Source organism: Chitinophaga caseinilytica (assembly GCF_038396765.1).
Lineage (GTDB): Bacteria > Bacteroidota > Bacteroidia > Chitinophagales > Chitinophagaceae > Chitinophaga > Chitinophaga caseinilytica.
Genome location: NZ_CP150096.1, coordinates 4,712,040 through 4,738,710 on the forward strand (window position 1 = coordinate 4,712,040; position 26,671 = coordinate 4,738,710).

Below are 26,671 nucleotides of genomic sequence, written 5' to 3' on the forward strand. Positions count from 1 at the left end.
ATTCCATATAAAAAAGGCAAGGGGCAACCCTTGCCTTTTTTGTTGCCCACCGCTGCCGCACGTCCCAAACTGCCGCCATATTTCCACAGTCGTTTCCCTACGCAAACAAGTAAGTGATTTTCATGGGGTTGTAATAGCGTATTGCTAATCAGGCATTATCATTTTAACATCAATAATATGTATGCAGCCGGATGCGTTGGCATGGTAATTCGCGTATGTGATTGGAAGACATGTAATTAATTCCATTAACCATATCAAATCCTTACAATTATGGTCACACGAACAAAACCTACTGACATGCAGGAGCAACATCACGAAAACATGCTGATGAAAGACGCGAACAGGCAGGAGCGTTACGGAGAACAGGAATTCAACGACGATAACAACAACCAGCTGGAAGGATACGACGAAAACGAACTGAATACTACCGACCGCCGTCACCAGCGTGAAGCCGAAATGGCCGACGGAGATGCTGCCGCACATGGCGAAACGCCCAAAAGGACACCCAGCAGAAGGGGATTTGCGGCTATGGACAAAGAAAAACAACGCCAGATCGCCAGCAAGGGTGGCAAGGCCTCGCATGGCGGCGGCCGCAAACCCAGCAAACCCCGCTGAGGTGGATAAGGACATTCAAAAGCGTGTGCCCGTTTCCGGTACACGCTTTTTTTATGCCCGGGCCGGCATTTTACGTAAATTGACATTCAATCATTCTCTTATGAAAGCTGTAGCAGTCAACCAGTTCAAAAGCATTCCCCAGGTGATGGACCTGCCCGAGCCACCCGTGAAAGCCGGCACCATCCGCATCCGGCTCGCCGCGGCGGGGCTCAACCCATTCGACTGGAAGTTGGTAGACGGTATCCTCGAAAACCAGATGCCACATGTATTCCCCATGATCCTCGGTACAGACGGAGCCGGCGTGGTGGAATCGGTGGGCACGGGCGCAGGCCGTTTCAAGGTGGGCGATCGGGTGTATGGCCAGATGATCCATCCGCCAATCGGCGAAGGGTCTTATGCCCAAATGGTGACCGTTCCCGATTCCGCGGCCATCGCTGCCGCGCCACATTCCATTGCGCTTTCCGATGCCGCGGCGCTGCCGACGGCGGGGATGACGGCGCTTCAGATCCTGGACCGCGCCGGGCTCACCGAAGGGCAAAAGCTCCTGCTCGTAGGTGCAACCGGCGGCGTGGGCTCGTTTTTGACGCAAATCGCCAAAGCAAGGGGGATATACGTCATTGCTACCGCATCCGGTGAGGATTCGGCGGCGCGGATCAAAGCGTTGGGCGCTGCGGAAACGATCAATTACAAAACGGCTCCCGTGGAGGAACAGTTTGCCGGCGGGGCCGATGCGCTGATCGACCTGGTGAGCGATAAAGTGAATTTTGAAAAGATGTTGCCGCTGGTGAAGAAAGGCGGACATGTGAACACCACGCAGTTTGTGGCGGATAAAGACCGCATCCATGAGCTCGGGCTGCGGGGCGGGAATTTCGAGACCAAAGGGACACCGGCTTCGCTCGATGCGCTGCGGGAACTGATCGATAACGGAAAGGTTACCGTACCGGTGGACCGCCGGATCCCGCTCGACCAGGCGCCCCAGGCTATCGCGGATAGCCGTGCGGCGAAGAGCAAGGGCAAGACCATCCTCCTCATCGACACGTCTCTGGAATAACCCTCCGATATTGCAACAGGATCGCCGCCGTGGCCGGGTACAACCGGGCTGCGGCGGCGTCGTTTTTAGCCGAGCTGCTCGCGGACCTTTTTGGGCAGTCCCTTTACGACGAGATCGTAGGAGTTGCGGGTCCATTCCAGGAGCAGCCGGTCCGGGATGGAGCCGTCGAGCAAAACGGTGTTCCAATGCTTTTTATTCATATGATAGCCGGGCAGCACGCCTTCATACCTTTCCCGCAGCTCTTCCACCAATTCCGGATCGCATTTCAGGTTGATACTTTCGAACGATTCGATGTCGACCAAAGCGAACAGTTTACCCATGACGGTAAATACCAGCGTGGTTTCCCCGAAAGGGAACCCTTCGGCGGTGCCGGGAAGAGAAAGGCAGTATTTCTGGAGTTTCTCGAGATTCATGCCCACAATTTACTGAAAAACTTCTTTGTGGAGGAAAGACCGGTTTCGGATAGGAATCCTTACTTTTTTGGCCAGCCTTTCCATTTGATTTATAAAGGAATGCCGGCATTCAACGAACATTTTACATCAACTCAACAGACTGAAAATCAACGTTAACTTACAATTAAATGTTAAATAACGGCTGTTTTGATGGGAAATGGTTAGGGTAGGGGTTTAAGTAACCGTGGATAAGATTTTAATGCTCAGGATATTAATTCTTACCAAAAAATGTGGTATTGTTTCAGCATTGGCCCTGCATCACCCCAAAAACAGCTTTTGGAGGAGCCGAAAAACGCCTGTGCGGAAAATCGGGCGCGACCGAAATTTACATTGGTGGTTTTTCGGAATATGTGATGAAAAACGGTAATTTGGCTCGCCATGAAAACCGTAGGCTAATCCCGATTCCTTCCACTTTGCATGCAATAACAACCTATATGAGTACATTCAAATCCATCCTGATCCCAGCTGTTACGCTGGCCGCCGGACTAGCGGCAGGTTATTGGTGGGCCCAATCCAAGAATTCGGGGGGCATCACCGGCATTCCTGTACCAGACTCGTCGCGGTACGTATGCAATTCATCGACGAAAGTTCCTGATGAAGACCTTCTGACGGTAGACACCGCCTTCAACATGATCGCCCGGTACGGCAAAAAGCTCCCGCCGGATTCCACCCACACCCGCAGCATCTGGTTCTCGACGGAACGGATCCATTCGCTGCTTTGCATCCTGCAGCGCGACAAGCTCAGCGGTGTCCGTTTCTATTTCGCGGAATATGCGGAAGACTATCCGGTAGCGCATGAGCCCGGCGCGATCGGCCACAATCCGGTTAAACCGTACTGGGGCCACACCACCATGGTGCTCGTGACCACCCGCGAACAGGGCAGATTGCACCTAGACCACATCAAAGTCAAACTTGGTGGCAACGGCGCCCCCGAAGAAGGCGCGATCTTCACCGGCACACCGCCAGACGATCCGGAAAACAACGGGGAACTCTGTCCGCCGCCCAAAAATTGCTTCTCGAAAGGCGCGTATTTCCTCGCGCCGAACGTCGACAGCACCAAAAAACACATTTATAACTAATGCATTATTTCACCGTCAACACGGTAGCCGAATGGATCTGCTTCCTCACCGCCCTTGTCTGCCTCCGGCGCGACAAGGACCCGGTGTGGAGGCGGTTTCCGTTCTACCTTCTCCTTGTTTGCCTCGTCGAAACCGGCGGAATTTTCATGCGGACCGAACTGAAGATGCCCAATGCACCTATCTACAACGTCTACATGCTCGCCGAATGTTTCGCCATGACTACCTTCCTGTACCATCTTATTAAGCCGTATGGCATGAAAATCTGGGTCCCGCTGGCTTGGGGCGCCATCTTCCTCGCCGCATGGCTCGTGGAATCGCTCGACGGCGACTTCGGGACGTACTCCCGGCAAACGGCCATCCTGCTTTCCATCGCCGTCGTAGTAGCCTGCCTCTATTATTTTTACCTCGTGCTGCGGGACGACCGTTACGTTCGCCTGGCCACCCATCCGCCGTTCTGGTGGGTGAGCGGTACGCTCATGTTTTACTTCGGCGGCATCGCCACGTACATTTTTTTCCAGTATCTCCTGGAGGCTTCTTCGGTCGAGGGTATCCGGTTTTCCCTCAGGTATGTTATTTTTAAGGTCCTGAACGTGCTGTTATACGGCAGCTGGACTTACGCTTTTATATGCAGGTACCGACAAACGAAATATTAACCCTGATCATCTGGGTGAGCGCGGTTTTCCTCATCGCCCCGCTGTTCCTCATTGTATATGTGAGCGTGTATAACGCCCGCAAAAAGAAACATCTGGAAGAAACCGAGCGCATGCGGAACGCATTCAAAACAGAGCTTTTACAGACCCAGATGGAGGTGCAGGAGCAAACGCTCAAAACCATCGGCAACGATCTGCACGACAATATCAACCAGCTCCTCGGGCTGATGACCATCACTTTAAGCGCGGTCGACCTTTCCGACAAGGAAAAAGCGGCAGAGAAGATTTCTGCCGCGGAAGCCCTCGCGCGCCGGTCTATCCGTGAAATCCGCGCACTGTCGCGCCTCATGCATGGCGAAGAGCTCGTAGGCAAAGGGCTCCCGCACGCCATTTCGTTCGAGCTGGACTGGCTGGAGAAATCGGGCCGGTACCAGGTCCACCGGAAAGGCACGCTCAACGGTATGCCGAAACACCCTGAAACTGAATTATTTGTGTTCCGCATTTTCCAGGAAACGCTGCATAACATCATCCGTCATGCCCAGGCCACGTCGGTGACGGTGGAACAAGCCTGGGTGGATAACATCCTGACGCTCACGCTGATCGACGACGGCGCCGGCTTCGATGTAGAAGCGGCACTTTCGAACCCCTCGGGCATGGGCCTCCAGAATATCCGCAAAAGAGCCGCCATGATAGGGGGCTCGGCCGTTATAAAATCCGTTCCCGGAAAAGGATCATCCGTTACCATCACCGTTCCCCGCGCAAATCACAACCATGCAACATAAAACCATCCACATCGCTATCGTAGACGACCACACGCTGTTTCGCCAGGGGCTTACCAGCCTGCTGTCGGAATACCCCGATATCCGCGTCGCCTTCGAAGCCGCCCACGGCAATGAAATGAAAGAGCGCCTCGGATCTGCGCCGCCGCCAGACGTGGTTTTGATGGACATCAACATGCCCGTCATGGACGGTTTCGAGTCTACTCAATGGCTCAAACAGCATCACCCCGACGTGAAAGTACTGGCACTCAGCACTTTCGAAGACGACAAGCCCATTATCAAAATGCTGAAGAACGGCGCCGGTGGCTACCTCGTGAAGGAATCCCGCATCGCCGATGTGGTGCACGCCATCCGCACGATCCACGAGCAGGGGTATTTCCTCAACGAGCTTATTTCCGCGAAAATGCTCCGCAGCATACAGGACAATCCCACACCCGGCGCATTGCAGGTGCAATTGAGCGACAACGAGATCACTTTTCTCCGGCATTGCTGCTCGGAATTGACTTACAAGGAGATCGCTTCGGAAATGAAGCTCAGTCCGCACACGATCGACAATTACCGCCAGGAACTGTTCGACCGCCTGGCGATCAAATCGCGGACCGGGCTCGTGCTTTTCGCCATCAAAAACGAACTTTACGCGCCCTGATCCCTGCGATCAGGCGCGATACGGATATAAAAATCCCCGGTCTTTGAAGCAGGCCGGGGATTTTTGTTTTCGATTCGGATGGAGTGAAGGAAACCGGCGCGGGAGAACCAGCGCCGGTGCTTGTTTCATGTGTTACTTAGTGAAAACTGAAGGTAAATGGAATAGGGATCCTTAGGATGGCAAGACAATTAAGTTAGACGACAGCTGCCAGCATCCTGGGTTCCATGAAACCAGCCGGCGCCCTGGCAACGGTAAGCCAGGCGCCGTCGGTTTCGTACTTGTACGTGCAGAAGCCTGATTTCCAGGCATTATCCAGTTCGAGAAAGATTTCCATGTTGGGCTGCGGGACCACGTTGCTGTAAGGCGGCGCCAGGTACGGCATACCCATGATGATCAAAACGTTGGGGAATTCCACAATGGGTGAGGCCGGCGAGGAGAAGTAGTAACCTTTCAGATAACTGAGGCCAAACGAATGGTGAAATGCACCGGATTTTAGTTGTCCGGTGCCGGTCAACTGCTTTGTGGACTCGTTGACGGTCAACGAGATGTGCAGTGCCGGGGTGCCGGGTTGGGTTCCGCCGATATCGATCTGGACGGAAAACAGCCCGGGGGCAATGGGAGCGTCTGATAAAATGGTCTTAAGCATACAGAGAAAAGCGAACGATCAAATTTCCAAAATGGCGGCCACCCCTGAAAGGTTGTTTTTCCCCTGTGCCGGGGGGATTTTCAGCCTTTTATAGGTAACGTAAGGATGTTTGATTTTCAATGCATTACAGAAGGAAGGGCAGATGAGTGGATATAAACCGGTTTACCGATTACCGGATTTCAGCTTCAGATCGTTGGAATGGATCGCGCGGAAAGACGGGTCAAAAAGGTTTCCAATAGCTATAAACGACTAAATTTCAATCTATTAAGGGCTAAAATGGGAATTCATGCAGAAAATTCACGACCCGAATGCGTCTTTAGCCAATTTGTAGTTGATTTCGGGGGATGAGGAACATTTTTGCATGTGAATCTTCCGAAACAATTCATATTCAATCGATTAAGAGAAAAGCCAATTAGCCAAAAGTCGGATATTATTGATTATCATCACTTAAACGAGCGAACCTGGGAGTGGTAAAATCTATAAAGCATAAAAATTCGTTCCGCCACAAGTACTTGCCAGCGAATTCGAGCCGTTGGGAGTTACAAAATCCAGACAGCCTCACAACGAATTTTGTTCGAAAGCAAAACAAAATCCGGTCATAAATACAGCGGAACCTTCTGGAAACAATCCCAAATATTCCGCAACGAAACATCCAACAATACCAAAATGGAATCCCGGTTTTTCGCAAAACATTCCCAAAAGACTGGTTCAGGGCCATCGAAAAAACCAATCCGTCAATGCCAAAACGGAATCGCGGTTTTCCTAAATAACGTTCCGAAAAGACCGGATCATCGCCACCGGAAATTAGAATATTTCCATTTTAAAATTGGATCAAAGGAGTGATACATCGTACGAACATCTTCAACACAACAAACGAATAATTTCCAACCTAAAGAATCGAGGATGAGTTTAACACACCAGGATTAACGATAAACTTGAAGGGGAGAATTCTCCAGGAAAACGATTTGTTTTATTTAACATAATGTAAATTATAAAGCAAAATAGGCAAACGACTGAATAGAAGTAAATGTTTATCAAATCGTTAGTTTCTGCGGTTTCCTGCAAGAATTCAATGATCCGGGTTTGAACCGTTCCTGGAACCAATACTCGAACCCGATGTCATTTAAATCACGGATCCGCTTAAGATTTGTGACAAATCGTGAGGAGGATCAGAAAGGAATTTTATAAACTAGATATTTCATAATCAATTCGATCTATCCGGTCAATTCATTAAAAACTGGAGAAATTTTTTGGCTCGAAATCATGCCCGAGAATTGTCACAAATCCGGCGAAAGCCCCTCGCCCGCCGAATTTTCATTTTTAGGCCCCCTATCGATCGTTTTGCGAAGATTTTGGGTATAAAAAACGGGCAAATCCAAAAGGATCTGCCCGTTTCCCGTGCTTACAATTTAAAATGATATCAGCCTATTCCATCAAATCCCGCGACTTCAACTCCGCCGCCGCTTCCATCAACATGCACCCAGATAGCTGCGTGCTGAGATCCACCGTAGAGCCCGTCGCGCTCCATTTACTGCCGAACAGCACCTGCGGCCGCACGGTTGCCTGGAGCCAAAGCGTTTCGGCATTCACCTGTAAAAAACGGACAAACTTCCCGGCATCCGAAGTGGAAATGTTGCCATCTGTGATCAGGAGCATCATGTACCGCACCAGGATCCCTTTGAAAAGCCCGCCGTCGCCGGCGCCTTCGTCTTTCATAAGGTTTCCCTGCGTCAAATCGCCGGTCAGGGAGTTGTTGGCGGTTTTCAGCGCGTCGTTCAGGTACACCTGCTCGCCCGTGATCTTGTACAATTCCACGGCTGCGCCGATGAAAACGCCCTGATTATAAGTGAATTTCCAGTTTTTGTTGGTGCCTGTGCCATCGAGGCCATCCCAAACAAGGCCAGTTACCGGGTCTACGAGATTGTTCTTCTGCCAGAGATAGATTTTCCGTGCCCAGTCCAGGTCTTCAGGACGATGGTCCAGCAGGTACAGTCGCGCTGCGATGATACCGGCGGGCGCGTTGGCGGGGGTATTTTTGTTCTTGCGCTCCTTGTTCCAGTAAATCCCGCCGCCCCAGGTATCGTCCCATCCGCCTTTGATATCGTTCCACAACGTTTCGGCCACGGTTTTGTACTTCGCATCGCCCGTCACTTCAAACACCCGGATGCATGCCAACGCCATCCATTCCATATCGTCGTAGAAATGATTGATGTACGTGTTGCCGTTGCGGGTTTTCATCCCGTCCAGCAAATCGTCCATCCGCGCCTTGATCTGCGGATCGTTTTTCCGGATGTACGCATCCAGCAACACGTCCAGCGCATGAGCGTTCCGCCAGTAATGAAAGGTATTGGCGCCGCTGTGGTTTTCGTTGAAGTATTTACCGGATGCGTTATAGAAATTGGCGATCAGCGAGTTATACGAAGAATCCGCGATCGAGGGCCAATTGAAAACGTATGTTTTCTTTCCCGCGCCCGGGCCGGGCCCATCGTCTACCGGCTCTTTCAAACAGCCGGCAAACGATGTCGCTATCAACACCAACGCAGCAATATTTTTAATGATTTTCAGCATGTTGTGTGTTTGTTATTTGATAATTACTTCATGCGTATAAGGCTTGTCGGCCCGGAAATACACGTTTACGTCGCAGGCTTTGGTATCTACTTCGGTCCTGAACTTGTAGCAAAAATTCCAACGATCGCTGTTGGTAATGGTTTTCAGTTCCCAAAACGCGGCGGGCGTCGAGGAAGTGGGCCGGTTATTGTCGGCATTCGAGCTGCCCCACCATTCCTGTCCGTCCACACCACCATTTTTCACGTTAAGGCGGAATTTGTAGCGTTCGTCGCGGCCCCAGGATTCCTGTTTGAAGGTGATGACTTTGTCGGTGAACGACCAGGTACTGTTGCCGGCATAGCTCAGTTCGTGCATGATCTTATCGTCTGGCGCAAACCACAATCCGATGCCGGTGATTTCGGTGACGGTGACGGCTGCGTTATTGAAATCGAGCCGCAGGCGATATACTTTGGTGCCGCCGGCCTGGGTGGTTTCGCCGCCTTCGCGGATCAGGCCGTTATCAATGGAGAAAACGTTGGGCGTTCCGCTGTTGCGGTCGGTGAATTTGTATTTGCCGTCTTTGAGCGAAGTATAGATTTCGAAGACACCGGCGGTCACGGATTTGAGTTTCAGGGCTTTGGACAGGTCGGCCCCGGTTTCCGTGGCATCTCCGGTCAGGAAAACGTCTACCGGGATTTCGGCGAACCCGTTGGGCCGCTCCACTTCGATCACCCGCGCTTCCTTCGCCGGCTGGATGTTAAAACCTTTCGACGCGAGCACCGTCCATTTGATCCGGCCGGTCCCCAGCGCGGGAATCCCCGCTTTGCCGGCCAGGCTGTTCAGGTCTTTATGCGAGAGGTTCAGTTTATTTTGTACCCCGCCGCCGTCTGACGGGATTCTGGCGATGGGATTGCTGAAATCGCCGTTCTCCTTATCGAACGCCACTTCATATAATACCAGCGAACCGTCTTCGGCCCGGGCCTGGTCCCATTCAAAAAGCACTGACGCGCTGGTGGCGGGCTGTAGCTTGGTGAACTTGTTATTCAGGGGCGCGGTCAGCTTATCGACCGGCTGGATATTGGTGTTCAGTTTGTAATCGTCCTTTTTGCAGCCGGCTACCAGGGCGGCCAGGAAGGTTATTATGGAAATATATCTGATCATGACGAATCGGTTGAGTGGATGTTAGAATTGGATTACCATTGGGGATTTTGTCCGAGGTTCTTGTTCTGGTCGCGCTCGGCGGTAGGCACGGGCCAGAGGTAATGTTTCGGATTGTCGAACCGGCGGTTTTCCACGATGATGTAGCCGTTCGGGTCTTTATTGAACGCGCCCGACGTCACTTTGATCCCGCGGACCGGCCTGGCCAGCACGGTTTCTGCGATTTTCCAGCGGCGGATGTCGAATGCCCGGACGCCTTCGAAGGCCAGTTCCGCCCGTCTTTCCCGGCGGATGATGTCCCGGAGCGTAGCCTGGTTGGCCCCTGCGGGAAATTCCGTGGCGCCGGCATCGGTGAATCCTGCGCGAACGCGAAGGGCGCGGATGGTTTTGTTCCAGGTGTCGGCATCGAGCTGGCCTTGTTCATTCTTCGCTTCGGCGAACCCGAGCAGCACTTCGGCGTACCGGATCAGCGGGAGGTTGAGGCCGGAAGCATAGTTGGCGGCGGTGGGATCATAATGTTTGCGGAAATAATATCCCGTGGGAGAAGCGCCCTGGTCGTCGACGCTATTGGTAGCCGGCACGGAGCCCGGCTGCGTGAGGATCGTTTGCGTCCGCCCTTCGAAATCGACGATGGTGCCGCCGTGATGGATGATCGTGGCGTTGAATCGCGGGTCGCGGTTGACGTAGGGATCGTTTTCGTTATACCCCGAACCGGCTTCCCGGATGCCTTTTCCGTTGGCCATGATATAATCGTCGACGAGGTCTTGCGTCGGCACGAGCACGCTCCGGAGGAGCGCCACGGTTTGCGGCAGAAAACTGCGCTGGGTGCTGTAGGTGCGCCCTCCGCCATATTGCAGATCGAGGATCACTTCCTGATTAAATTCATTGGCCGGCCTGAACAGGTTTTCATAACTCCCCAGCAATCCGTACGTTCCGTTTTGTGTACCGTTCATGAGCGAACCGTATTCCTGCGCGGCGGTTGCCCATTCCCCTTTCCAGAGGCGCACCCGGGCGGCGAGGGCGATGGCGGCGCCACGGGTGATGCGGCCACGGTCTTTTTCGGCGTAGCTGGTGTTAACGGGCAGATCGTTCCGGATGGCGTTCAATTCTTCCAGCACGAAACGAACGATTTCGTCGCGGTTTGTACGGCTGATGGTGCGGGCGGCTTCTACGGAAATGAGATCGAGATAGAAAGGTACGCTGCCGAACCAATCGGTCATATTAAAATATGCCCAGGCGCGGATGAACCTTGCTTCCGCCACGATCCGGCGGCGGAGGAATTCGTCCATCTGCTTCACCTTGGCGATATTCAGTACTACCACATTGCATTTGCGGATGGCGGCGTAGTGATAGCTCCATTCCGCGCGCACCCGGGCGTGGGCGGCATCGTAGCTTCCCCCGGCAATGAGCGATACACCGCTGAACCCTCCGCCGGCCACGTAGGCGTTATCGCTGAGGGCTTCGTTGCCGAAGTAGAAACCGTCGCCGTACATGTTTTCGTAGCAGCTGGTGAGTGCGTCGAGCGCATCCTGCGCGTCGCGCCAATAGGCTTCTTCCGTGAACTCGCGGGTGTTGGGCTGCTCCAGTTTGCGGCAGCCGGCGGCGAGTACGGAAAGGCATGCTATGGCGAGGATCAATTGTTTCATAACGGATTGTTTATCAGAATTTGATGTCGAGCCCGAAAGCGTACGTCGCCGCGTTCGGATAGTTGCGCCCTGCGATGGCGTTATAGTTGGCAAAGCCCATCTTGTCGTCAAACTGCGTGAATTCAGGGTCTACCCCGATCTCGCGGAATCGTTCAGGCATGAGCGTGAGCAGGTTCTGGCCCGTCAGGTAGAGCCTTGCGCCCTGGATCCGCAGTCGTTCCGTGAACGATTTGGGGAGCGAATAGCCGAATTGCAGGTTCTTGAGCCGCAGGTATTTGGTGTCGAACATCCAGTAATCGGAATATGCGAAATTGTTGGCGTTGGCGGTGCCGATGGTGAGCCGCGGATAGGAAGCACCGGGATTGTTGGGCGTCCAGCGGTCGAGGTGCTGCACCATGGCGTGGTCTTCATTATTATGGAATGCCTCCACGATATCGCCCCGCAGGAATTGCGAGCGCTTTCCCACGCCCTGCCAGAACATGGTGAAATCGAAGTTCTTCCAGGTCAGGTTATAATTGATCCCGAAAGTGTACCTGGGGAAAGGGTTGCCGAACACGAAACGGTCGTCTGCATCGATCACGCCGTCTTCATTGCGGTCTATATACCGGATATCGCCCGGCATCACCTGCTGGTTGAACGCGAAAGGCACTTTGGGCGCGTTTTTCAGGTCGTCCAGGTTTTGATACAGTCCGTTGGATTTATACCCGAAATACGAAGCGATGGGAAAACCTTCGCGGATGATGTACGCAAAGTCGGAACCGCGGATGGATTCCTGTCCGAACTTCACCACTTTGTTCAGGTTGTCAGACACGTTTGCGCTGAGGTTATGATGGAAAGCCCCGGTTTTGGCGCGCCAGGACACGGTCACTTCCCATCCCTGGTTGCGCACTTCGCCGGCGTTCTGGAGGCTGGAGCCGATGCCCGCCGTTCCCGGCACTTCCTGGAAGAGGTAAATGCCGGTGGTCCGTTTGTCGAAATAGTCGAACGAAACGGCGAGCCGGTTGTCGAGGAATTCCGCGTCTACGCCGTAGTTCGCCATGGCGGAAGTTTCCCATTCGAGCAGCTCGTTGTAGGGCGAAAAGTCTGCGCCGGCGTTGGCGGTATTGTTAAAGGGATATTTATTGGGGTTGATGGACACGCGCGCCAGGTAATTGAATCCGCCGATATTGGAGTTGCCCACTTTGCCCCAGGAATACCGCAGCTTGAAGTTCCCGTATTTGTCGCGGAAATCGTGGAGGAAAGGCTCGTCGGTCACCCGCCATCCCAGCGAAAACGCGGGGAACAATTGCCAGCGATGGCCGGGCGCGAGTTTGGAGGAACCGTCGTACCGCCAGGTGAACTCCGCCAGGTAGCGCTCTTTGAACACATAGTTGAACCGTCCGAACAGCGAGTTGAGCGCGAAGAGGTTCGGGTTGACCAGTTCGTTGTACGTGCCGATCGTGGCGTAATCCAGGGTACCGTCGGGCTTGGGGATGTATCCGCCGCCGATGCTCCAATCCTGATCGAGGTTCGTGGTGCCGTAGCGGGTGGCGCGCAGACCGTAATATTCGTTCACCGCATCGCTCCTGCCGCCCACCTGTGCTTTTACGTAATGGTCTTTGGCAAAGGTGTTCTCATATTCCGCCGTGGCGTACACGTTGGTGGTAAGGTCCCTGTACGAAGCGTTCGACTGCTGATTATATATCGGCGGATTGGCCGTGGTATAATACGGTGCGTACGAATATTTGTTCTGCCGGTAATAATGGTTGTTGATCGTGTAATTGCCGGATGCGTTGAAGTTGAATTTCAAATGGTCGACGGGCGTGATGGTCACATCCACACCGCCGAGGAGGTTATCCCTTTCCGTGCGGTTGTACCCGCCGTACACGAGCTGGGCGATGACGTTGTTCGAATTGAGCGCGGGCACCACGAAATTATCCAGCGAATCCTTGATCGCGTAAATCCTGGGCGTGCGCATGGCATCGCGCATGAGGATGCCGATATCGGCCTGCTGGCGGTTGAACCAGGATTTCGTGTAAGCCATGTTCACATTGACCTGCACGTATTTGCTGACTTCCACGCTCACGTTGGCGCGGGCGTTGTATCTGCGGTAGCCGAGGTCGAGGTCGGAGGGTACGTATTTGTTGCCGAGCATGTTTCCCTGGTTCACATATCCGACGGAAAGCAGGTAGCTGGTGGATTTGCCGCCGCCGGTGAGGCTGAGGCTATGATTTTGCTGCGGCGTGGATTTGCGGATCATTTCGCGGAGATAGGCGGGCTCGGAGCCGCGGGTCTTCCAGTAACTGATCTGTTCCGGCGCGTACTGAGGCGTTTTCCCGGAATTCACGAGCGCTTCGTTTTTGAGGGTCATGTATTCCCAGCCTTCCACCTGCCGCGGAAGCGCCGTGGGCGTTTGCCAGCCGTACATGCCGTTGTACTGGACGGAAGGCCGCTGGTCTTTGGTGCCACGCTTCGTCGTAATATAGATCACGCCGTTTGCCGCCTGCGAACCGTAGATGGCCGAAGAAGCCGCGTCCTTCAGCACCGAAATACTTTCCACATCGTACGGGTTGAGGTTCTGCAAACCATCGCTGGCCTGTACGCCGTCGATAATGATAAGCGGTGCATTGCCCGTCAGCGAGCCTACGCCGCGGATATTGAGCACCATGGAAGCGCCCGGCTCCGCGGTGGCTTGTTGCAGCGTGAGGTTGGGCGCTACGCCCTGCAGCGCCTGGAACATATTGGTGACGGGCCGGCTTTCGATATCCTTCGTGGAAATGGTGCTGATGGCGGCGGTCACCTGTGTTTTCTTTTGCGAGCCGTATGCCGTGATCACCACTTCGCTGAGCGCCTTCGAATCGGATTTGAGCAGCACGGTCAATTGGGTGCGGCCGCCGATGGGCACCTCCGTGGAAAGGTACCCCACAAAGGAGCAGACGAGGATCCCGTTCGCTTCTTCGGCGGGGATTTGCAGCGAGAAATCGCCGGTTTCGCCAGACGCTGTGCCTACAGCAGGTTTGCCTTTGAGGCGGATACTAACTCCGGGAAGACCTTCGCCGTTTTCGCCCACCACCCGGCCTTTAATGGTGACGTTTTCCTGCTGCGCGAATACGGCGGCTGTTACGTTTCCCTGTTTGAGGATGATCTTGTTGTTGATCAGTTCATACCGGATGTCCAGCGGAGAAAGCAGCATATCCAGGATCTCGCTCAACTGGCGGTCTTTGACATGCAGGGTGATTTTCCGCGAGATGGCGATTTCGTCGTTGGAATACACGAAAACATAAGGCGTTTGCTGCTCGATGCGGTCCAGGACAGACGAAAGTTTTTCGTCGCGCACCTGGATGCTGAGGCGGTTTTCCGGTTGTTTGCGGGGATTGTCGCGGGACGGGTCCTTCGATTGCCGGACGGTGCTGGCGGCCCATGCGTCTTGCGCATGCAGATCGAGCATACACAGGAAAGCTGTGCTGAAGACGATGGCGCGGAGCAACGAACGGAAGCGACCCGGCTTGCAGAGCGGTCTTACTTTCATAACGTTAACATGTGTTGATAATAGGAACGGATACTTTATTCACTGATCAGCAGGGTGCTGTCTGTGATGGTATATCGGAAATTTTTGGATCTGGAAAGGTAGAAGAGGATCTCGGGCAGACTGTTGTTCCGGAAAGCGCCGGTCATGCGGTAATAGCGGGGCGCGTCGGAATTGAACTGTACTTTTTTCCCGAAGGTCCTTTCGAGTTCGCGGCAGATGTCTTCGAGGGAAGCGTCGCGGAAAACGAGGCCGCCGTCTGTCCAGGCGCGGTCTTCATCGCCGCTGGTGGCGGATTTTTCCGGTCGTTCGCCTTCGTGATGCCAGGTAACTTTTTCATCGGGTGTGATGTAAAAGGTGTCTGGTGCGCGGGCGTCGTCGTATTTCGGGATGAAGGCGACTTTCCCGGTGCTGACGGATGTTTGCACGGGTTCGTTATCGTAGGCGCGGACGTTGAACGAGGTGCCGAGTACGCGGATGGTGCCTTTGCTGAGGTGGACGATGAACGGTTTTTGCGGTGAGCTGGCTACCTGGAAGAAGGCTTCTCCGGTGAGGAACACTTCGCGGCTGCGGGGCCCGAACTGTTCGGGGTATGATAATTTGGAATCTGCGTTGAGCCAGATTTTGCTACCGTCTGCCAGTTCGAGGACGGCGCGGATGGCTTTCCCGTTTTGCCGGTGGAGCCATTGCAGGGTGTCTGTTGCCGGCTGGAAAACTATGGTGTTGGGAATTGGTGTTTTCGACGGGCCCCAAAGAGCCCAGGCGCATCCGATGAGCAGCGCGGCGGTAGCGGCGACAGACCACCATTTCCAGGCGTTTCCTTTCCGCGATGCGACGGAGATTTCCGGGGATCCGGTATTGGATGGGAGCATGCGTTCGGTAGTATTTTCCGGAGTGTTTGGGCCCGCGGAAGGGATGTTGCCGGTCGCATTTTCAAAGTTGTTGAGGTTGGATGAGGGATCGTTTGGATGGAGGTTGCTGAGGAGGTTTTGGGGGTGTTGGATGAGGGATTTGATTGGCGGTCGCTGGCGAATGGGTTGGATGAGGAATCAGCTACCCGGTTGACGTCGGAGTTTTGGAGGGTGTTGGATGAATTATTCGCTGCGCGGTTGCTGGCGAATGTGTTGGATGAGGAATCAGTTAGACGGTTGGCATTGGCTATGTTGGATGAGGACTCAGATACGCGGTTGCCGTCTGAGTTTTGGGGGGTGTTGGATGAGGGATTTGATTGGCGGTTACCGTCGAATTTGTTGGATGAGGAATCAGTTGGACGGTTGCCGTCGATTGTGTTGAATGAGGGATCAGAAACACGGTTGCCGTCTGAGTTTTGGGGGTGTTGAAATTCGGAGATGAATGCGACTCATTAGAACGGATCCTATCGAGCAGGCGCGTGAGGGCTTGCTCGGTGTCTGCCGAGGCATGAATGGGCGTATCGGAGCAATAGCGCTGGATGAGTTGTGCGCGCGATTGCTGCGAGGGATCCTGGGCGAGGAGGTTCTCCAGTTCGCGCAGGTCTGCATCCGAAGCTTCGCCCGCCAGCCGGGCCGCCAATAACCGTGTGATTCTTTCTTCGTTCGTCATCATTCATACATGGAACCTTTCAGACGTTGGACGGCCAAATGCCAAACCGGTTTCGGATTTCCGCGAACCGTTGCAACGTTGCCCGCTGCCTGATGGTCAAATTCATAAATATTACTTCCTTACTGATTCATCCGATGGATGTGATGTAAAATCTTCACTCCCCTACCTTCCCCTATCCTATCTATAATCAATGGTTGAAATTTTTCAACTTCAGATTTGAATTATTTCATAACACCCTGACATACAGCGAACATTCTGACGCAAGCGATCTATAACCATCATTCCAACTCAAATCCAGTTTATCAAAACAATTCACCGATGTTCGTACTGAAAATTTCCACTTCCAGTTCATTTGTCACATCATCTATCAACCCAACGCGATCCAGGCATTCAAACCAGTTCTAAAACCTCACCTGACAAGCTTTTGAATGTTCTTCCGGCATGACATTTTCAATCAAACCAACAACAAGTCTCTTTCACTTTTAATATTCACTTTTTGTCTGAAACCATTATCTGACATACATTTCGATATTCTACCTTCATCAGCATTCTCCATCAAACCAACAACAATTTCATTCACCCCAATCTTCACTTTCCACCTGAATCCTCTACATGACAAGCTTTTGAATATCCTTCCTGCATAGGTTTCCCCTTCTCAATCCATCAATCCCCATTCACCCTAATATTCAAAATCCCCATCACGTTCCTCCTTTCCGGAACTTCTCCGGCAGCCACTGGCCCACGGCGGCCTGCAGGCGGCGAACGGCACGTACGAGCTGCGTTTCCACGGTGCGGGGCGAAATGTTGAGTATCTGGGCCACCTCTTTATACCGGAAACCTTCTTCCTTGATAAGCCGGAACACTTTACGGCATTGATCGGGCAATTGATTGACTTCCCGGTCCAGCCGCGCCACCATCTCCTTCCATTCCAGGTCGCGGCCGGGATCGTTGCCGTTGGACAATTCCCACTCGCCATTGCCCATGGGCATCACCCGCATCACGGAATACTTCTCCAGGTAATTGTACGCCGCATTCCGGACAGACACGAACAGGTACACCTCCAGGTTCGCTACCTCCATCAACTGCGCACGCCGCTCCCATATCCTGACGAACACGTCGGACACCACTTCTTCCGCAGCTTCCCGCGAATGCACATATTGCTGGCAAAATCGAATTAGCCGATCATAAAAAAGCCTGAACAGCGATGCAAAAGCTTGTTCGCTGTCACAACGTGCAATTTGCGCTTGCAACTCCCGTATGTGTTTGTTGCTTTCCGGCATAAGCCTGAACCCCCTGTTCCTGGTTTTTTAGTTTGGCTACGAATATCAGTTTACCGACCTGGTTGATGCGCGGCGTGGAAACCGCTTTTCGAGATAAGGACAGGCAAATTGGGAAAATTACTGACAAGGCGTAAAAAAAATTTCCAGCGGCCTTTTGGGGCATAAAAAAAGGCGATGGACATTTTCCATCGCCTTTCTTAATATTTTGAATATCAATTTACTAAGCCGCACTGCGCTCTTTCTTCGGCACCGCGATCTTCGCTGTAGCCGTCTGGCGCAATTTGATCATGCCCAGGAAATCCATCACGCGCATCACCGGGTAGGTAGGATCGAACTCGAACCATTTCTTCGCGAAATTGGCGCTGTCCTTATGCTTGTGGTGGTTGTTCTGGAACAGTTCGCCCAGCAGGAAAATACCCCAGGGCTCAGAGTTACGGGAATGATCGCCGTTGTCGAAATTGCTGTAACCGTATTTGTGACCGCACCAGTTCACAATAGCACCCTGGATAGGGCCCATGAGGAAGTGGATCGGCAGCAGGAAATACCACCACCAGGCCGCGCCGGCGAAAATCACATAAAACGCAATATAAATAGCAATCCAGGTTAAACGGGTTGCACGGTGGTCACCGAATTTGTCCATACCATTCCAGATCGGCAGCGGATCTTTGGTAAACTGCTCTGCAGGCAGTTTATCGCCCGATACAAAACCAGCATAAATCTCGCGGGTATGGATCATCATATGCCAAACGTCCTTAAAGAAGTGCGGGCTATGCGGATCGTGCTCCGTATCGCTATATTCATGGTGCATACGGTGCATCACACCGTAAGCGCGGGGGATCAGGTAAGACGAGCCCTGGAAAAACCAGGTGCTGAAATAAAACACACGCTCCCAACCTTTGCTGGTGTCGTACATCTGGTGAGATGCATAACGGTGAAGGAAAAATGTATGGAAGAAGAGTGATAAAAACCAATGTGAGAAGAAAAAGATCAGTATCGCAGTCATGAACGCCTCAATTTTAGTGTTGAAAGTTGAACCGCAAAGGTAACCCATAAATCCGGCCTAACCTAATAATCAAGTCCCCCGCCAAAAATTAACCCCTTCTTAATGAATATATTATTACTTGATATGTGCCGCCCTATTTCTCCCCGATCCGCACCCGCCGCAATTCCAGCGTATTCAGCCCGTCGCTGCTGAGGCCCAGCACATTAGGCTGCCGGAACCGCATCACCATATCATAAAATACCGGCACCACCGGCGCGTCTGCCACGATCATCCGGTCCATCTCCTGGTACAATTTATACCTCACGGAATCGTCATTTTCCTGGAGCGCACGTTCGTACAGCTTGTCGTACGCAGGATTGCTGTACCGCGTATAGTTCGGCGGCGCGGGGTTCTTACTGTAGAACATCGCCAGAAAGCTTTCCGCATCGGGATAATCCGCGATCCAGCTGGCGCGAAAAAACGGTACGGCCGATTTGGCCACCAGGTCTATCAACGGCCCCCGCTGCATGACTTCCACCTGCACTTTCACCCCCAATTCCTGCAACTGCCGCGCGGCATAATCGGCCAGGTCGGCATACAACGGTATCGACACCAGCGTGATCACCGGCATCCCCTTCCCGTTCGGGTACCCTGCTTCCGCCAACAGCTTCCGCGACCGCGCAGGATCGTAATAATATCCCTTTACCGCCGCCGTATCGAAAGAAGGCAACCCCGCCGGCACAAAGCCCGAAGTGGCCGGAATGCCCTTGCTGTTGCGCAAATAAGTCAGCATTTTCACCCGGTCGATCCCGTAATTTACCGCTTGCCGGACGCGGAGATCGCGGAGGGGACTGCCTTTCACTCCCGGCTTTCCGGGATCCATGACGATGCCGAAATATTCCGTGCTCAGGTAGGGCGTTTTCATCATGACGATCTTCCCTTCCCATTCCTTTTTCAGCTCGCCCTGCCGGGTGATCACTTCGTCTTTGAACGTGGCATCAATTTCATTGATGAAATCCAGCTGGCCCTGGCGGAACAGAAGGAATTCCGTGCCTTTGCTGTCTACGAACGATATCTGCACCGCGTCCAGGTACGGCAGGCGCCGCCCGGTTTCGTCAATTTCGTGGTAACGGGGGTTTTTATGCAGCACCAGCGCCTGGCCTTCGTCCCAGAAAAAGAACCGGAACGGCCCGGTGCCCACCGGATTTTTCCGGAAATCCTTCCCGTAATGCGCCACGATTTCCTGTGGCACCACGCTGCAATATTGCATGCTCAGAATGCCCATGATGGGCTGGAATGGCTGGAGCAGCCGCAGGCGGAAGGTACTGTCGTCCAGCGCGGCGAACCCTGTTTCCGGGTCCACTTTCCCGTTGAACACCCAGGCGCCGGACGAAGCCGTGGCGGGGTCCATGATCCTGCGGAAACTGTACACCACGTCCTGCGCCGTCATTTTCCTTCCAACGCCGCCCGGAAAGAGCGGATGGTCGTGGAAATGGACGTCGGTACGGAGGTGAAAAACGTATTCTCTGCGGTCGGCCGAAACGTCCCAGCTTTTGGCGAGCGATGGACGGATGTTGAGCGCACTATCCGTTTCCACAAGCGTGTTGAACACCTGCCGCACGGCCCACATGACAGCCTGGTTTTTGGCGAAGGCGGGATCCAGCGTGGGGATGCCGCCTTCCTGGTTGTAGCGGAACACCATTTTGTCGCCGGAGCGGCGTTGGCCGCAGGCGCAGAGGATGATCAGCAGGAAGAGAACGAAATATCTCATAGTCGAAGGCATCAAGGTAATCAGTTTTCGGGGGAATGACAAGGCCGTGTTGCCGCCTGTCAAAAAAATGCCGGACCGTCTCCCCCAACTGGATTATATTGCCGTTTAAACTTTACCTGTATGATGAGGCTGCTGCCCTTCCTGCTGACGTTGCTCACCGTCTCCAACGCTTTCAGCCAGCATAACCAACGTTTTACGCGGCAAGACACGCTGCGCGGCACCCTCGGGCCGGAGCGCGCCTGGTGGGACGTAACGTTTTACGACCTGCAGGTCCGCGTTTACCCCGACACCAAATCCATCGAAGGCACCAACGTGATGCATTACCGGGTAACGGGCGCGGCCAATCGCATGCAGATCGACCTCCAGCAACCCATGGAGCTGAAAAAGGCGGTGCAGGACGGGAAGGAACTGACGTTCGTGCGGGAAGGCAATGCTTTCTTCATCGACATGCCGGCCAACCAGCCAAAAGGCCAGGTAAAGTCCATCGCGCTCACGTTCGGCGGCAAGCCCCGCGAGGCGAAGAATGCGCCCTGGGACGGGGGCATCGTCTGGAAAACCGACTCCCTGGGCCGCCCCTGGATCGCCAGTGCCTGCCAGGGCCTCGGCGCCAGCGTGTTCTGGCCCAATAAAGACCATCAGTCCGAAGAGCCGGACAGCATGCGTATTGCCGTTACCGTGCCCGCGCAACTTACCAATGTGTCTAACGGCCGCCTGCGCTCCGTGAAAGACGGACCGGAAGGTACCCGCACGTTCACCTGGTTCGTCGCCAACCCGATCAATAACTACGACGTTGCCCTCAACATCGGCCACTACACACATTTCTCCGATACTTTCAAAGGCGAGGCCGGCACGCTGCCCCTCGATTTCTGGGTGCTGGATTATCACCTCGCTGCCGCTAAAAAACATTTCGGCGTCGTGAAGCCCATGATGCAGTGCTTCGAGCACTGGTTCGGCCCCTACCCTTTCTATGCAGACAGCTACAAACTCGTGGAAACGCCGCACCTGGGCATGGAGCACCAGAGCGCCGTGGCGTACGGGAACCAGTATAAGATGGGCTATCGCGGCAAAGACCTTTCCGGGTCGGGCTGGGGACTGAAATGGGACTTCATCATCATCCACGAAACGGGTCACGAATGGTTCGGCAACAACATCACTACCAAAGATATCGCCGACATGTGGGTGCATGAATCCTTCACCAACTATTCCGAAACGCTTTTCACCGAATGCCGCTATGGCAAGGAAGCCGGAAATGCTTACCTGCAGGGCATCCGCAAGAATATCGCCAACGATGTTCCCATCATCGGGCCTTATGGTGTTAATACCGAAGGTTCGGGGGATATGTATTACAAGGGCGCGAACATGCTGCATACCATCCGGCAGATCGTGGGTAACGACGAAAAATTCCGCCAGGTATTGCGCGGACTTAACAAGACCTTCTGGCACCAGACGGTGACCACGGAACAGGTAGAGGATTATATCAACAAAACGACCGGCATCAATTTCGATAAGGTTTTCGATCAGTACTTACGGCATACCCAACCGCCCGTTTTCGAATACGCCGTCGCCGACGGACAGCTGAAATACCGCTGGGTGGCGGATGTAAAAGGGTTCGACATGCCGCTGCGCGTGACCGCCGGCACGGGCAAACCCATCCTGCTGGAGCCTACCGGCGAATGGAAGGCGATGCCGTTGAAAGACGGGGCCAGATTCACGATCGATCCGAATTTCTATATCCTGGTAAAGAAAAACTAACCGATATAAGCGCGGAGAAAGCGCCCCGTTTGTGATCCGGGATGCGTCAGCAGTTGTGCCGGCGTGCCCTGGAACACAATGGTGCCGCCATCTCGCCCGGCGCCGGGCCCCATGTCGATGATATGGTCTGCCTGGCTCACGATGTCGAGATTGTGTTCCACTACGATCAGCGTATTGCCCCTGTCCACGATCCGCCGGAAAATCCCCAGCAACCGTTCCACATCGCTCATGTGCAGGCCCGTCGTAGGCTCATCCATCACAAACACCTGGTTGGCCGCGTCTTCCAGCCGCATGGCGAGTTTGATGCGCTGGCGCTCGCCGCCAGACAGCGTGCTGAGCGGCTGTCCCAGCGTGAGATAGCCCAAACCCACGTCCGCCAACCGTTCCAGCATACCGGAAATAGCGGGCGATGACGCGAAGAACGGGATGGCTTCGCTGACGGTTTGCCGGATAGTTTCGTATATATTCTTCCCGTTATACCGGTATTGCAACGTTTCCGCTTTGTAGCGTTTCCCACCGCATTCTTCGCAGATGGTGGTGATGGGGTCCATGAAGGCCAGGTCGAGCGTGATTTCTCCTACTCCTTTGCACACGGGGCAACCGCCTTCAGAATTGCTGCTGAACAGGGCAGCCTTCACGCGGTTGTGCCGGGCGAACATCTCCCGTATCTCGTCGAAAATACCCGTATAAGTGGCCATGTGCGAGCGTTTGCTGCCGGTGATGGCCGACTGGCTGATACGAACGGCCGTGGGCACCTGTTTGGGCAATACCCCATTCACCAGGCTGCTTTTCCCCGACCCGGCCACGCCCGTCACAACCGTCATTACGCCCGTGGGGATTTCCACGTTTACGTTCCGGAGGTTATGCAGTTTGGCATTCTTGATGGAAATGGAACCGCTTGCGGGCCGCGGCAAATCGTTGATCGTCCGTTTCCGGCTCCAGTAGCGGCCCGTCAGCGTATCGGCTTCCTGCAGCTCTTCCAGCGTTCCTTCGAAAACGATCCTCCCTCCTTCCGTTCCCGCGCGCGGCCCCATGTCTACCACATGATCGGCCACGGCAATTACATCGGGATCATGTTCCACGACCAGTACCGTATTTCCTTTGTCGCGCAGCTGGAACAGCAATTGGTTCAGCTGGTGAACATCGCGCGGGTGGAGGCCGATGCTGGGCTCGTCGAGGATATAGGTCATGTCTGACAGGCTGCTGCCGAGGTGCCGCACCATTTTGATGCGCTGCGATTCCCCGCCGGAAAGACTGCCGGTTTCGCGGTCGAGCGTCAGGTAATGCAGGCCGATGTCGGTCATATGCTGTAAACGTTCCCGGATGGCTTTTACCATCGTTACGGCGCGATGATCGGTAATGGTGGCGATGAAATCCGCCAGTACGGGGATTTCCATGGCTGCGCAATCCGCGATATTGTACTTCCCGATCCTGCAGGAGCGCACTTTTTCGTTGAGGCGCGAACCTTTGCACGACGGGCATTTGCCGCGGGTGAGTATTTTCTCGAAATCGGCTTTGTATTTACCCGTCATCGCTTTTGAATCTTTGGCGAGGTAGCTCCTTTTGAAGCGCGGAACGATCCCTTCATAAAACTTCTGCGACTGCGGCCAGCAAGGCAGCGGATCGGTGAGCCTGATGTTGTCGGCGTAAAGCAGGTTATGCCATTCTTCTTCGGTGTAATCTTCGAGTTTTTTGTCGGGATCGAAGAGGTTGGAACAGGCGTAGCGGGAGAACCGCCAGCCGCCTTTGGCAAACGTGGGGAACAGGATGGCACCGCCGTTGAGGGATTTGGTGGTGTCGAAAAACAGGTCCGTATCGAGTACAGACACCTGTCCCAGCCCGTCACATTCCGGGCACATGCCGTTGGGATGGTTGAAGGAGAAAATGTCGGAATAGCCGATGAAAGGTTCCCCGATCCGGGAAAACAGCAGCCGCAGCAGTGTAAAGATATCGGTAGCGGTGCCCACGGTGGAGCGGGCGTTTCCGCCGATCGGTTTCTGGTCAACGATCACTGCCGGCGAGAGGTTTTGCAGTTCATCCGCTTCCGGTTGGCCGTAGTGCGGCAACCGGTGGCGGATGAACGAAGGAAAAGTCTCATTCAGCTGGCGTTGCGATTCCGCGGCGATAGTATCGAATACGAGCGATGATTTCCCGGAGCCGGAAACGCCGGTAAAAACGGTGATCCTGTTCTTGGGGATACGCAACGAGATGTTCTTCAGGTTATGCTCGCGCGCACCTTTGATGATGATATGGTCTTTCCGCATGGTTCCCGATATTTCGGGAAATCACTTCAATTCCCGTACCGTAATCTGCGCTTTCCCGTCCATCTCCCAGCGGTCCCCGGAAACGGTCAGCGTATCGCCGGGCTTGGCGGACCTGTACTGCGCATGATCTTTCAGATTGGCATGCGAAATGGTTACATGGTACACCGAATCCTGTGCGGATTTGATCACGGCGGTGTAGCCATCTTTCCCCATCATCACTTCCTGTACCACGCCTGTTACGGCTCCCGGCGCTGCGGCTTCGGCAGGCGCCGGTGTTGCGGGTTGTACCGAATCGCCGGTAGTAGCCGCGTTTTCCTGTTGGGCGTTATTACTGTTGCAGGCCATTATTGCACTGGCGGCCATTGCGGCCATCATGATCCCGATTTTCATAAGACTGATTTTTAAGTGGATGAAATTACGGAATCTCCGGGAACGGGCGCCACCATAAAAAAGGCCGCACCATGGAAAGTGCGGCCTTTTTCGGGTATGCATATACCGGGTTATTCCATCGTGGGATTGAACGTTCCGCCCCAATTGTTGTTTTGCTGCAACTTGGCGTTTCGGTCGAGCACATCTTTCAGGATGGGAAAGAAATAGTACGTGTCCGGCACGGAAGTCACTTTCACACCGGTGCGGGGCACCTGGAGGAGACTGTATTTGAAGTTGGCTTCCGTCAGCTGGTTGGCGGTGGCTTTCGCGCGCGCTTCGCTGATGGGCATTTCCGATCCGTCAGGATTGATGGCGATGGCCTCCACGCCCCACTTCGTGAGGTTGTTCAGCCGGTTCAGCATGCGCAGCCTGCGGAGGTCCCAGAAGCGTTGGCCTTCGAAGCATAGCTCGATGTTACGCTCGTCCAGGATGGCTTCCCGCATTTGATCGCGCGTGGTGGCGGTAATGCCGTAGTTGCCATTCGTTCCCGGCTCGATGCCCGCGCGCTGGCGGATCTGCTTCAGGATATCGAGCGCATCCGCCAAGCGACCGGTTTCGTTGGCGGTTTCAGCGTAGTTGAGCATTACTTCCGCGAACCGCATCAGCACAAAATCCACATCGTATTGCTGCACTTCCGCCTGTTTGAGGCGCAGCAGGCTGTTTTTCAGCACAAAAAATCCGGTGTAGCGGTCGAGGTTCGTGGAGTTGATCTGCGCTTTGGGATTGATACCATAGTCGTCGAGCTCATGCGCCACGCCCAACGCCGTGTACTGGCGCTTGTCGGCTTTGCCGGAAACGGCGTAGGGCTTGCCGTTCCATACCACGGATTTGTTGAACCGGGGATCGCGGTCTTTCCAGTAGTTCTGCAGGAAGTCGGCGTCCGATTTATAGTAAGCCCCGGAATTGTCGTTGTATTTCTTACCGTCCTTCATGGGGAACGTTTTCACGAACTCCCAGGTGGGCACGGCAAATGCGGGGCCGCGGCTTTCGGAACCGGGGCGAACGCCATTGTCCCACTCCGTGGTCTTGTTCGGGTATTGGTTCACCACGGCGAAGACGGTCTCGGTATTCTTCTCCTGCAGCGCGATGTTGCTATAATCCTCCACCAGTTTGAAGCCCAGGGCTTTCAGATCGTCGTACGCCTTTTTGTTGGCGGTATACGCTTCTGCCCAATACGCATTGCCCCAGGGGTTGGAGGGGTTGAACTGCGGAGAAGCTTTATACAGCAGCACTTTCGCTTTGAACGCGAGGGCAAAGGCGCCGTCGATCCGGCCATAGTCGGCCGAAGAAGTGGCGATTTTGGGCGGCAGTTTGGCGATGGCGTCGTCCAGGTCTTTGATGATGAGATCGAAGCATTCTTTGGTGGAGTTGCGCGGCGTATTGAGGTCGTCGGTTTCGCGGTCCTGCGGTTTGGTGATATACGGTACGCCGCCATGGTGCATGACCATGTCGAAATACGCGTAGGCGCGCATGAAGAGCGCCTGGCCGAGGATCCTGTCCTTAACGTCTTGTTTCAGGCCGCCGGTCAGTACTTTGGTGGCCGCTTCGTTGATCAGCCGGATACGGCTATAGTTCCAGCTTTTGAATTCGCCGTTCGTGATGGTCACGCGGTCGGGATAGAAGAAGATGCCTGCCATCTGTTCGCTCTTCTGTTCGAGGCCGGGGCTCCAGTTCCCGAACATGGGATAGATATTGGTTATGAAGGCATTGGCCAGGTTCTCGTCGTTCCAGACCTGTTCGGGGCTATAGCCCTCCAGATCGTCTATCTCCAGCACTTTTTTGCAGGAGGCGAACATCCCGCCCAGCAGTAATATGGCTATTAATGTCTTTTTCATGAT

Annotated in this window: 21 protein-coding genes; 7 read left to right on the top strand and 14 right to left on the bottom strand. The window is 54.1% G+C overall.

What is annotated here, in order from left to right; genetic code table 11:
- The first annotated feature begins 297 nt into the window (after positions 1 to 297).
- Together WJU22_RS19430 and WJU22_RS19435 are read left to right on the top strand one after the other, a co-directional pair.
- Positions 298 to 615 (top strand): KGG domain-containing protein, encoded by a 318-nt coding sequence (locus WJU22_RS19430; protein WP_341839827.1) that lies wholly within the window; start codon positions 298 to 300, stop codon positions 613 to 615.
- Positions 616 to 715: 100 nt separating this feature from the next.
- Positions 716 to 1,666, top strand: coding sequence for an NADP-dependent oxidoreductase (locus WJU22_RS19435; RefSeq protein WP_341839828.1), 951 nt, complete (start codon positions 716 to 718; stop codon positions 1,664 to 1,666).
- 65 nt (positions 1,667 to 1,731) lie between these two features.
- Here WJU22_RS19435 and WJU22_RS19440 read toward each other — a convergent pair whose 3' ends face one another.
- Positions 1,732 to 2,079, bottom strand: a complete 348-nt coding sequence (locus tag WJU22_RS19440) for an MmcQ/YjbR family DNA-binding protein (protein ID WP_341839829.1) — start codon at positions 2,077 to 2,079, stop codon at positions 1,732 to 1,734.
- A gap of 473 nt (positions 2,080 to 2,552) precedes the next feature.
- Between WJU22_RS19440 and WJU22_RS19445 the strand changes: the two genes are divergently transcribed.
- The 4 genes from WJU22_RS19445 to WJU22_RS19460 are packed head-to-tail and all read left to right on the top strand — an operon-like array spanning position 2,553 to position 5,272.
- Positions 2,553 to 3,197 carry a hypothetical protein gene (locus WJU22_RS19445; RefSeq protein ID WP_341839830.1) on the top strand — a complete coding sequence of 215 codons (645 nt, stop codon included), beginning with the start codon at positions 2,553 to 2,555 and terminating at the stop codon, positions 3,195 to 3,197.
- On the top strand, positions 3,197 to 3,850 hold the full coding sequence (locus WJU22_RS19450; RefSeq protein WP_341839831.1) for a hypothetical protein: 654 nt from the start codon (positions 3,197 to 3,199) through the stop codon (positions 3,848 to 3,850). The genes WJU22_RS19445 and WJU22_RS19450 overlap by 1 nt, the downstream gene beginning before the upstream one ends.
- The gene (locus WJU22_RS19455; RefSeq protein WP_341839832.1) at positions 3,823 to 4,629 is read left to right on the top strand and encodes a sensor histidine kinase; all 807 of its coding nucleotides are present in this window, start codon (positions 3,823 to 3,825) and stop codon (positions 4,627 to 4,629) included. Before WJU22_RS19450 ends, WJU22_RS19455 begins: the two co-directional genes overlap by 28 nt.
- On the top strand, positions 4,619 to 5,272 hold the full coding sequence (locus WJU22_RS19460; protein ID WP_341839833.1) for a response regulator transcription factor: 654 nt from the start codon (positions 4,619 to 4,621) through the stop codon (positions 5,270 to 5,272). Before WJU22_RS19455 ends, WJU22_RS19460 begins: the two co-directional genes overlap by 11 nt.
- A gap of 193 nt (positions 5,273 to 5,465) precedes the next feature.
- On the opposite strand, the gene WJU22_RS19465 is transcribed toward WJU22_RS19460, so the two are convergent.
- From WJU22_RS19465 to WJU22_RS19510, 10 genes are all read right to left on the bottom strand, one after another.
- Positions 5,466 to 5,918: a DUF1842 domain-containing protein gene (locus WJU22_RS19465; RefSeq protein WP_341839834.1), complete on the bottom strand. Its 453-nt coding sequence runs from the start codon at positions 5,916 to 5,918 to the stop codon at positions 5,466 to 5,468.
- A gap of 1,425 nt (positions 5,919 to 7,343) precedes the next feature.
- Positions 7,344 to 8,486: a glycoside hydrolase family 76 protein gene (locus WJU22_RS19470; protein ID WP_341839835.1), complete on the bottom strand. Its 1,143-nt coding sequence runs from the start codon at positions 8,484 to 8,486 to the stop codon at positions 7,344 to 7,346.
- A gap of 12 nt (positions 8,487 to 8,498) precedes the next feature.
- The gene (locus tag WJU22_RS19475) at positions 8,499 to 9,626 is read right to left on the bottom strand and encodes a SusE domain-containing protein (protein ID WP_341839836.1); all 1,128 of its coding nucleotides are present in this window, start codon (positions 9,624 to 9,626) and stop codon (positions 8,499 to 8,501) included.
- 32 nt (positions 9,627 to 9,658) lie between these two features.
- On the bottom strand, positions 9,659 to 11,269 hold the full coding sequence (locus tag WJU22_RS19480) for a RagB/SusD family nutrient uptake outer membrane protein (protein ID WP_341839837.1): 1,611 nt from the start codon (positions 11,267 to 11,269) through the stop codon (positions 9,659 to 9,661).
- Between the two features lie 13 nt (positions 11,270 to 11,282).
- Complete coding sequence (locus WJU22_RS19485; protein ID WP_341839838.1) at positions 11,283 to 14,777, bottom strand: TonB-dependent receptor; 3,495 nt, start codon at positions 14,775 to 14,777, stop codon at positions 11,283 to 11,285.
- Positions 14,778 to 14,812: 35 nt separating this feature from the next.
- Positions 14,813 to 15,646, bottom strand: a complete 834-nt coding sequence (locus WJU22_RS19490) for a FecR family protein (protein ID WP_341839839.1) — start codon at positions 15,644 to 15,646, stop codon at positions 14,813 to 14,815.
- 286 nt (positions 15,647 to 15,932) lie between these two features.
- On the bottom strand, positions 15,933 to 16,358 hold the full coding sequence (locus tag WJU22_RS19495) for a hypothetical protein (RefSeq protein WP_341839840.1): 426 nt from the start codon (positions 16,356 to 16,358) through the stop codon (positions 15,933 to 15,935).
- Positions 16,359 to 17,053: 695 nt separating this feature from the next.
- Positions 17,054 to 17,635: an RNA polymerase sigma-70 factor gene (locus tag WJU22_RS19500; RefSeq protein ID WP_341839841.1), complete on the bottom strand. Its 582-nt coding sequence runs from the start codon at positions 17,633 to 17,635 to the stop codon at positions 17,054 to 17,056.
- A gap of 220 nt (positions 17,636 to 17,855) precedes the next feature.
- A complete protein-coding gene (locus tag WJU22_RS19505) occupies positions 17,856 to 18,638 on the bottom strand; it encodes an acyl-CoA desaturase (RefSeq protein WP_341839842.1) in 783 nt (260 codons plus the stop codon).
- A gap of 133 nt (positions 18,639 to 18,771) precedes the next feature.
- The gene (locus WJU22_RS19510) at positions 18,772 to 20,388 is read right to left on the bottom strand and encodes an ABC transporter substrate-binding protein (RefSeq protein ID WP_341839843.1); all 1,617 of its coding nucleotides are present in this window, start codon (positions 20,386 to 20,388) and stop codon (positions 18,772 to 18,774) included.
- A 120-nt stretch (positions 20,389 to 20,508) separates the two neighbouring features.
- Here WJU22_RS19510 and WJU22_RS19515 point away from each other — a divergent pair, with 120 nt between their 5' ends.
- The gene (locus tag WJU22_RS19515; RefSeq protein WP_341839844.1) at positions 20,509 to 22,140 is read left to right on the top strand and encodes a M1 family metallopeptidase; all 1,632 of its coding nucleotides are present in this window, start codon (positions 20,509 to 20,511) and stop codon (positions 22,138 to 22,140) included.
- Here WJU22_RS19515 and WJU22_RS19520 read toward each other — a convergent pair.
- From WJU22_RS19520 to WJU22_RS19530, 3 genes are all read right to left on the bottom strand, one after another.
- Positions 22,137 to 24,404: an excinuclease ABC subunit UvrA gene (locus tag WJU22_RS19520; RefSeq protein ID WP_341839845.1), complete on the bottom strand. Its 2,268-nt coding sequence runs from the start codon at positions 24,402 to 24,404 to the stop codon at positions 22,137 to 22,139. The genes WJU22_RS19515 and WJU22_RS19520 overlap by 4 nt on opposite strands.
- A gap of 21 nt (positions 24,405 to 24,425) precedes the next feature.
- Positions 24,426 to 24,794, bottom strand: coding sequence for a hypothetical protein (locus tag WJU22_RS19525; protein WP_341839846.1), 369 nt, complete (start codon positions 24,792 to 24,794; stop codon positions 24,426 to 24,428).
- A gap of 110 nt (positions 24,795 to 24,904) precedes the next feature.
- On the bottom strand, positions 24,905 to 26,668 hold the full coding sequence (locus tag WJU22_RS19530) for a RagB/SusD family nutrient uptake outer membrane protein (protein ID WP_341839847.1): 1,764 nt from the start codon (positions 26,666 to 26,668) through the stop codon (positions 24,905 to 24,907).
- Between the last annotated feature and the right edge of the window lie 3 nt (positions 26,669 to 26,671).

Bases quoted from the DNA above. Each gene is read 5' to 3' on its own strand.
- WJU22_RS19430 (WP_341839827.1), top strand. From the start codon at position 298: ATGCAGGAGCAACATCACGAAAACATGCTGATGAAAGACGCGAACAGG.
- WJU22_RS19435 (WP_341839828.1), top strand. From the start codon at position 716: ATGAAAGCTGTAGCAGTCAACCAGTTCAAAAGCATTCCCCAGGTGATG.
- WJU22_RS19440 (WP_341839829.1), bottom strand. From the start codon at position 2,079: ATGAATCTCGAGAAACTCCAGAAATACTGCCTTTCTCTTCCCGGCACC.
- WJU22_RS19445 (WP_341839830.1), top strand. From the start codon at position 2,553: ATGAGTACATTCAAATCCATCCTGATCCCAGCTGTTACGCTGGCCGCC.
- WJU22_RS19450 (WP_341839831.1), top strand. From the start codon at position 3,197: ATGCATTATTTCACCGTCAACACGGTAGCCGAATGGATCTGCTTCCTC.
- WJU22_RS19455 (WP_341839832.1), top strand. From the start codon at position 3,823: ATGCAGGTACCGACAAACGAAATATTAACCCTGATCATCTGGGTGAGC.
- WJU22_RS19460 (WP_341839833.1), top strand. From the start codon at position 4,619: ATGCAACATAAAACCATCCACATCGCTATCGTAGACGACCACACGCTG.
- WJU22_RS19465 (WP_341839834.1), bottom strand. From the start codon at position 5,918: ATGCTTAAGACCATTTTATCAGACGCTCCCATTGCCCCCGGGCTGTTT.
- WJU22_RS19470 (WP_341839835.1), bottom strand. From the start codon at position 8,486: ATGCTGAAAATCATTAAAAATATTGCTGCGTTGGTGTTGATAGCGACA.
- WJU22_RS19475 (WP_341839836.1), bottom strand. From the start codon at position 9,626: ATGATCAGATATATTTCCATAATAACCTTCCTGGCCGCCCTGGTAGCC.
- WJU22_RS19480 (WP_341839837.1), bottom strand. From the start codon at position 11,269: ATGAAACAATTGATCCTCGCCATAGCATGCCTTTCCGTACTCGCCGCC.
- WJU22_RS19485 (WP_341839838.1), bottom strand. From the start codon at position 14,777: ATGAAAGTAAGACCGCTCTGCAAGCCGGGTCGCTTCCGTTCGTTGCTC.
- WJU22_RS19490 (WP_341839839.1), bottom strand. From the start codon at position 15,646: ATGCTCCCATCCAATACCGGATCCCCGGAAATCTCCGTCGCATCGCGG.
- WJU22_RS19495 (WP_341839840.1), bottom strand. From the start codon at position 16,358: ATGATGACGAACGAAGAAAGAATCACACGGTTATTGGCGGCCCGGCTG.
- WJU22_RS19500 (WP_341839841.1), bottom strand. From the start codon at position 17,635: ATGCCGGAAAGCAACAAACACATACGGGAGTTGCAAGCGCAAATTGCA.
- WJU22_RS19505 (WP_341839842.1), bottom strand. From the start codon at position 18,638: ATGACTGCGATACTGATCTTTTTCTTCTCACATTGGTTTTTATCACTC.
- WJU22_RS19510 (WP_341839843.1), bottom strand. From the start codon at position 20,388: ATGAGATATTTCGTTCTCTTCCTGCTGATCATCCTCTGCGCCTGCGGC.
- WJU22_RS19515 (WP_341839844.1), top strand. From the start codon at position 20,509: ATGATGAGGCTGCTGCCCTTCCTGCTGACGTTGCTCACCGTCTCCAAC.
- WJU22_RS19520 (WP_341839845.1), bottom strand. From the start codon at position 24,404: ATGCGGAAAGACCATATCATCATCAAAGGTGCGCGCGAGCATAACCTG.
- WJU22_RS19525 (WP_341839846.1), bottom strand. From the start codon at position 24,794: ATGAAAATCGGGATCATGATGGCCGCAATGGCCGCCAGTGCAATAATG.
- WJU22_RS19530 (WP_341839847.1), bottom strand. From the start codon at position 26,668: ATGAAAAAGACATTAATAGCCATATTACTGCTGGGCGGGATGTTCGCC.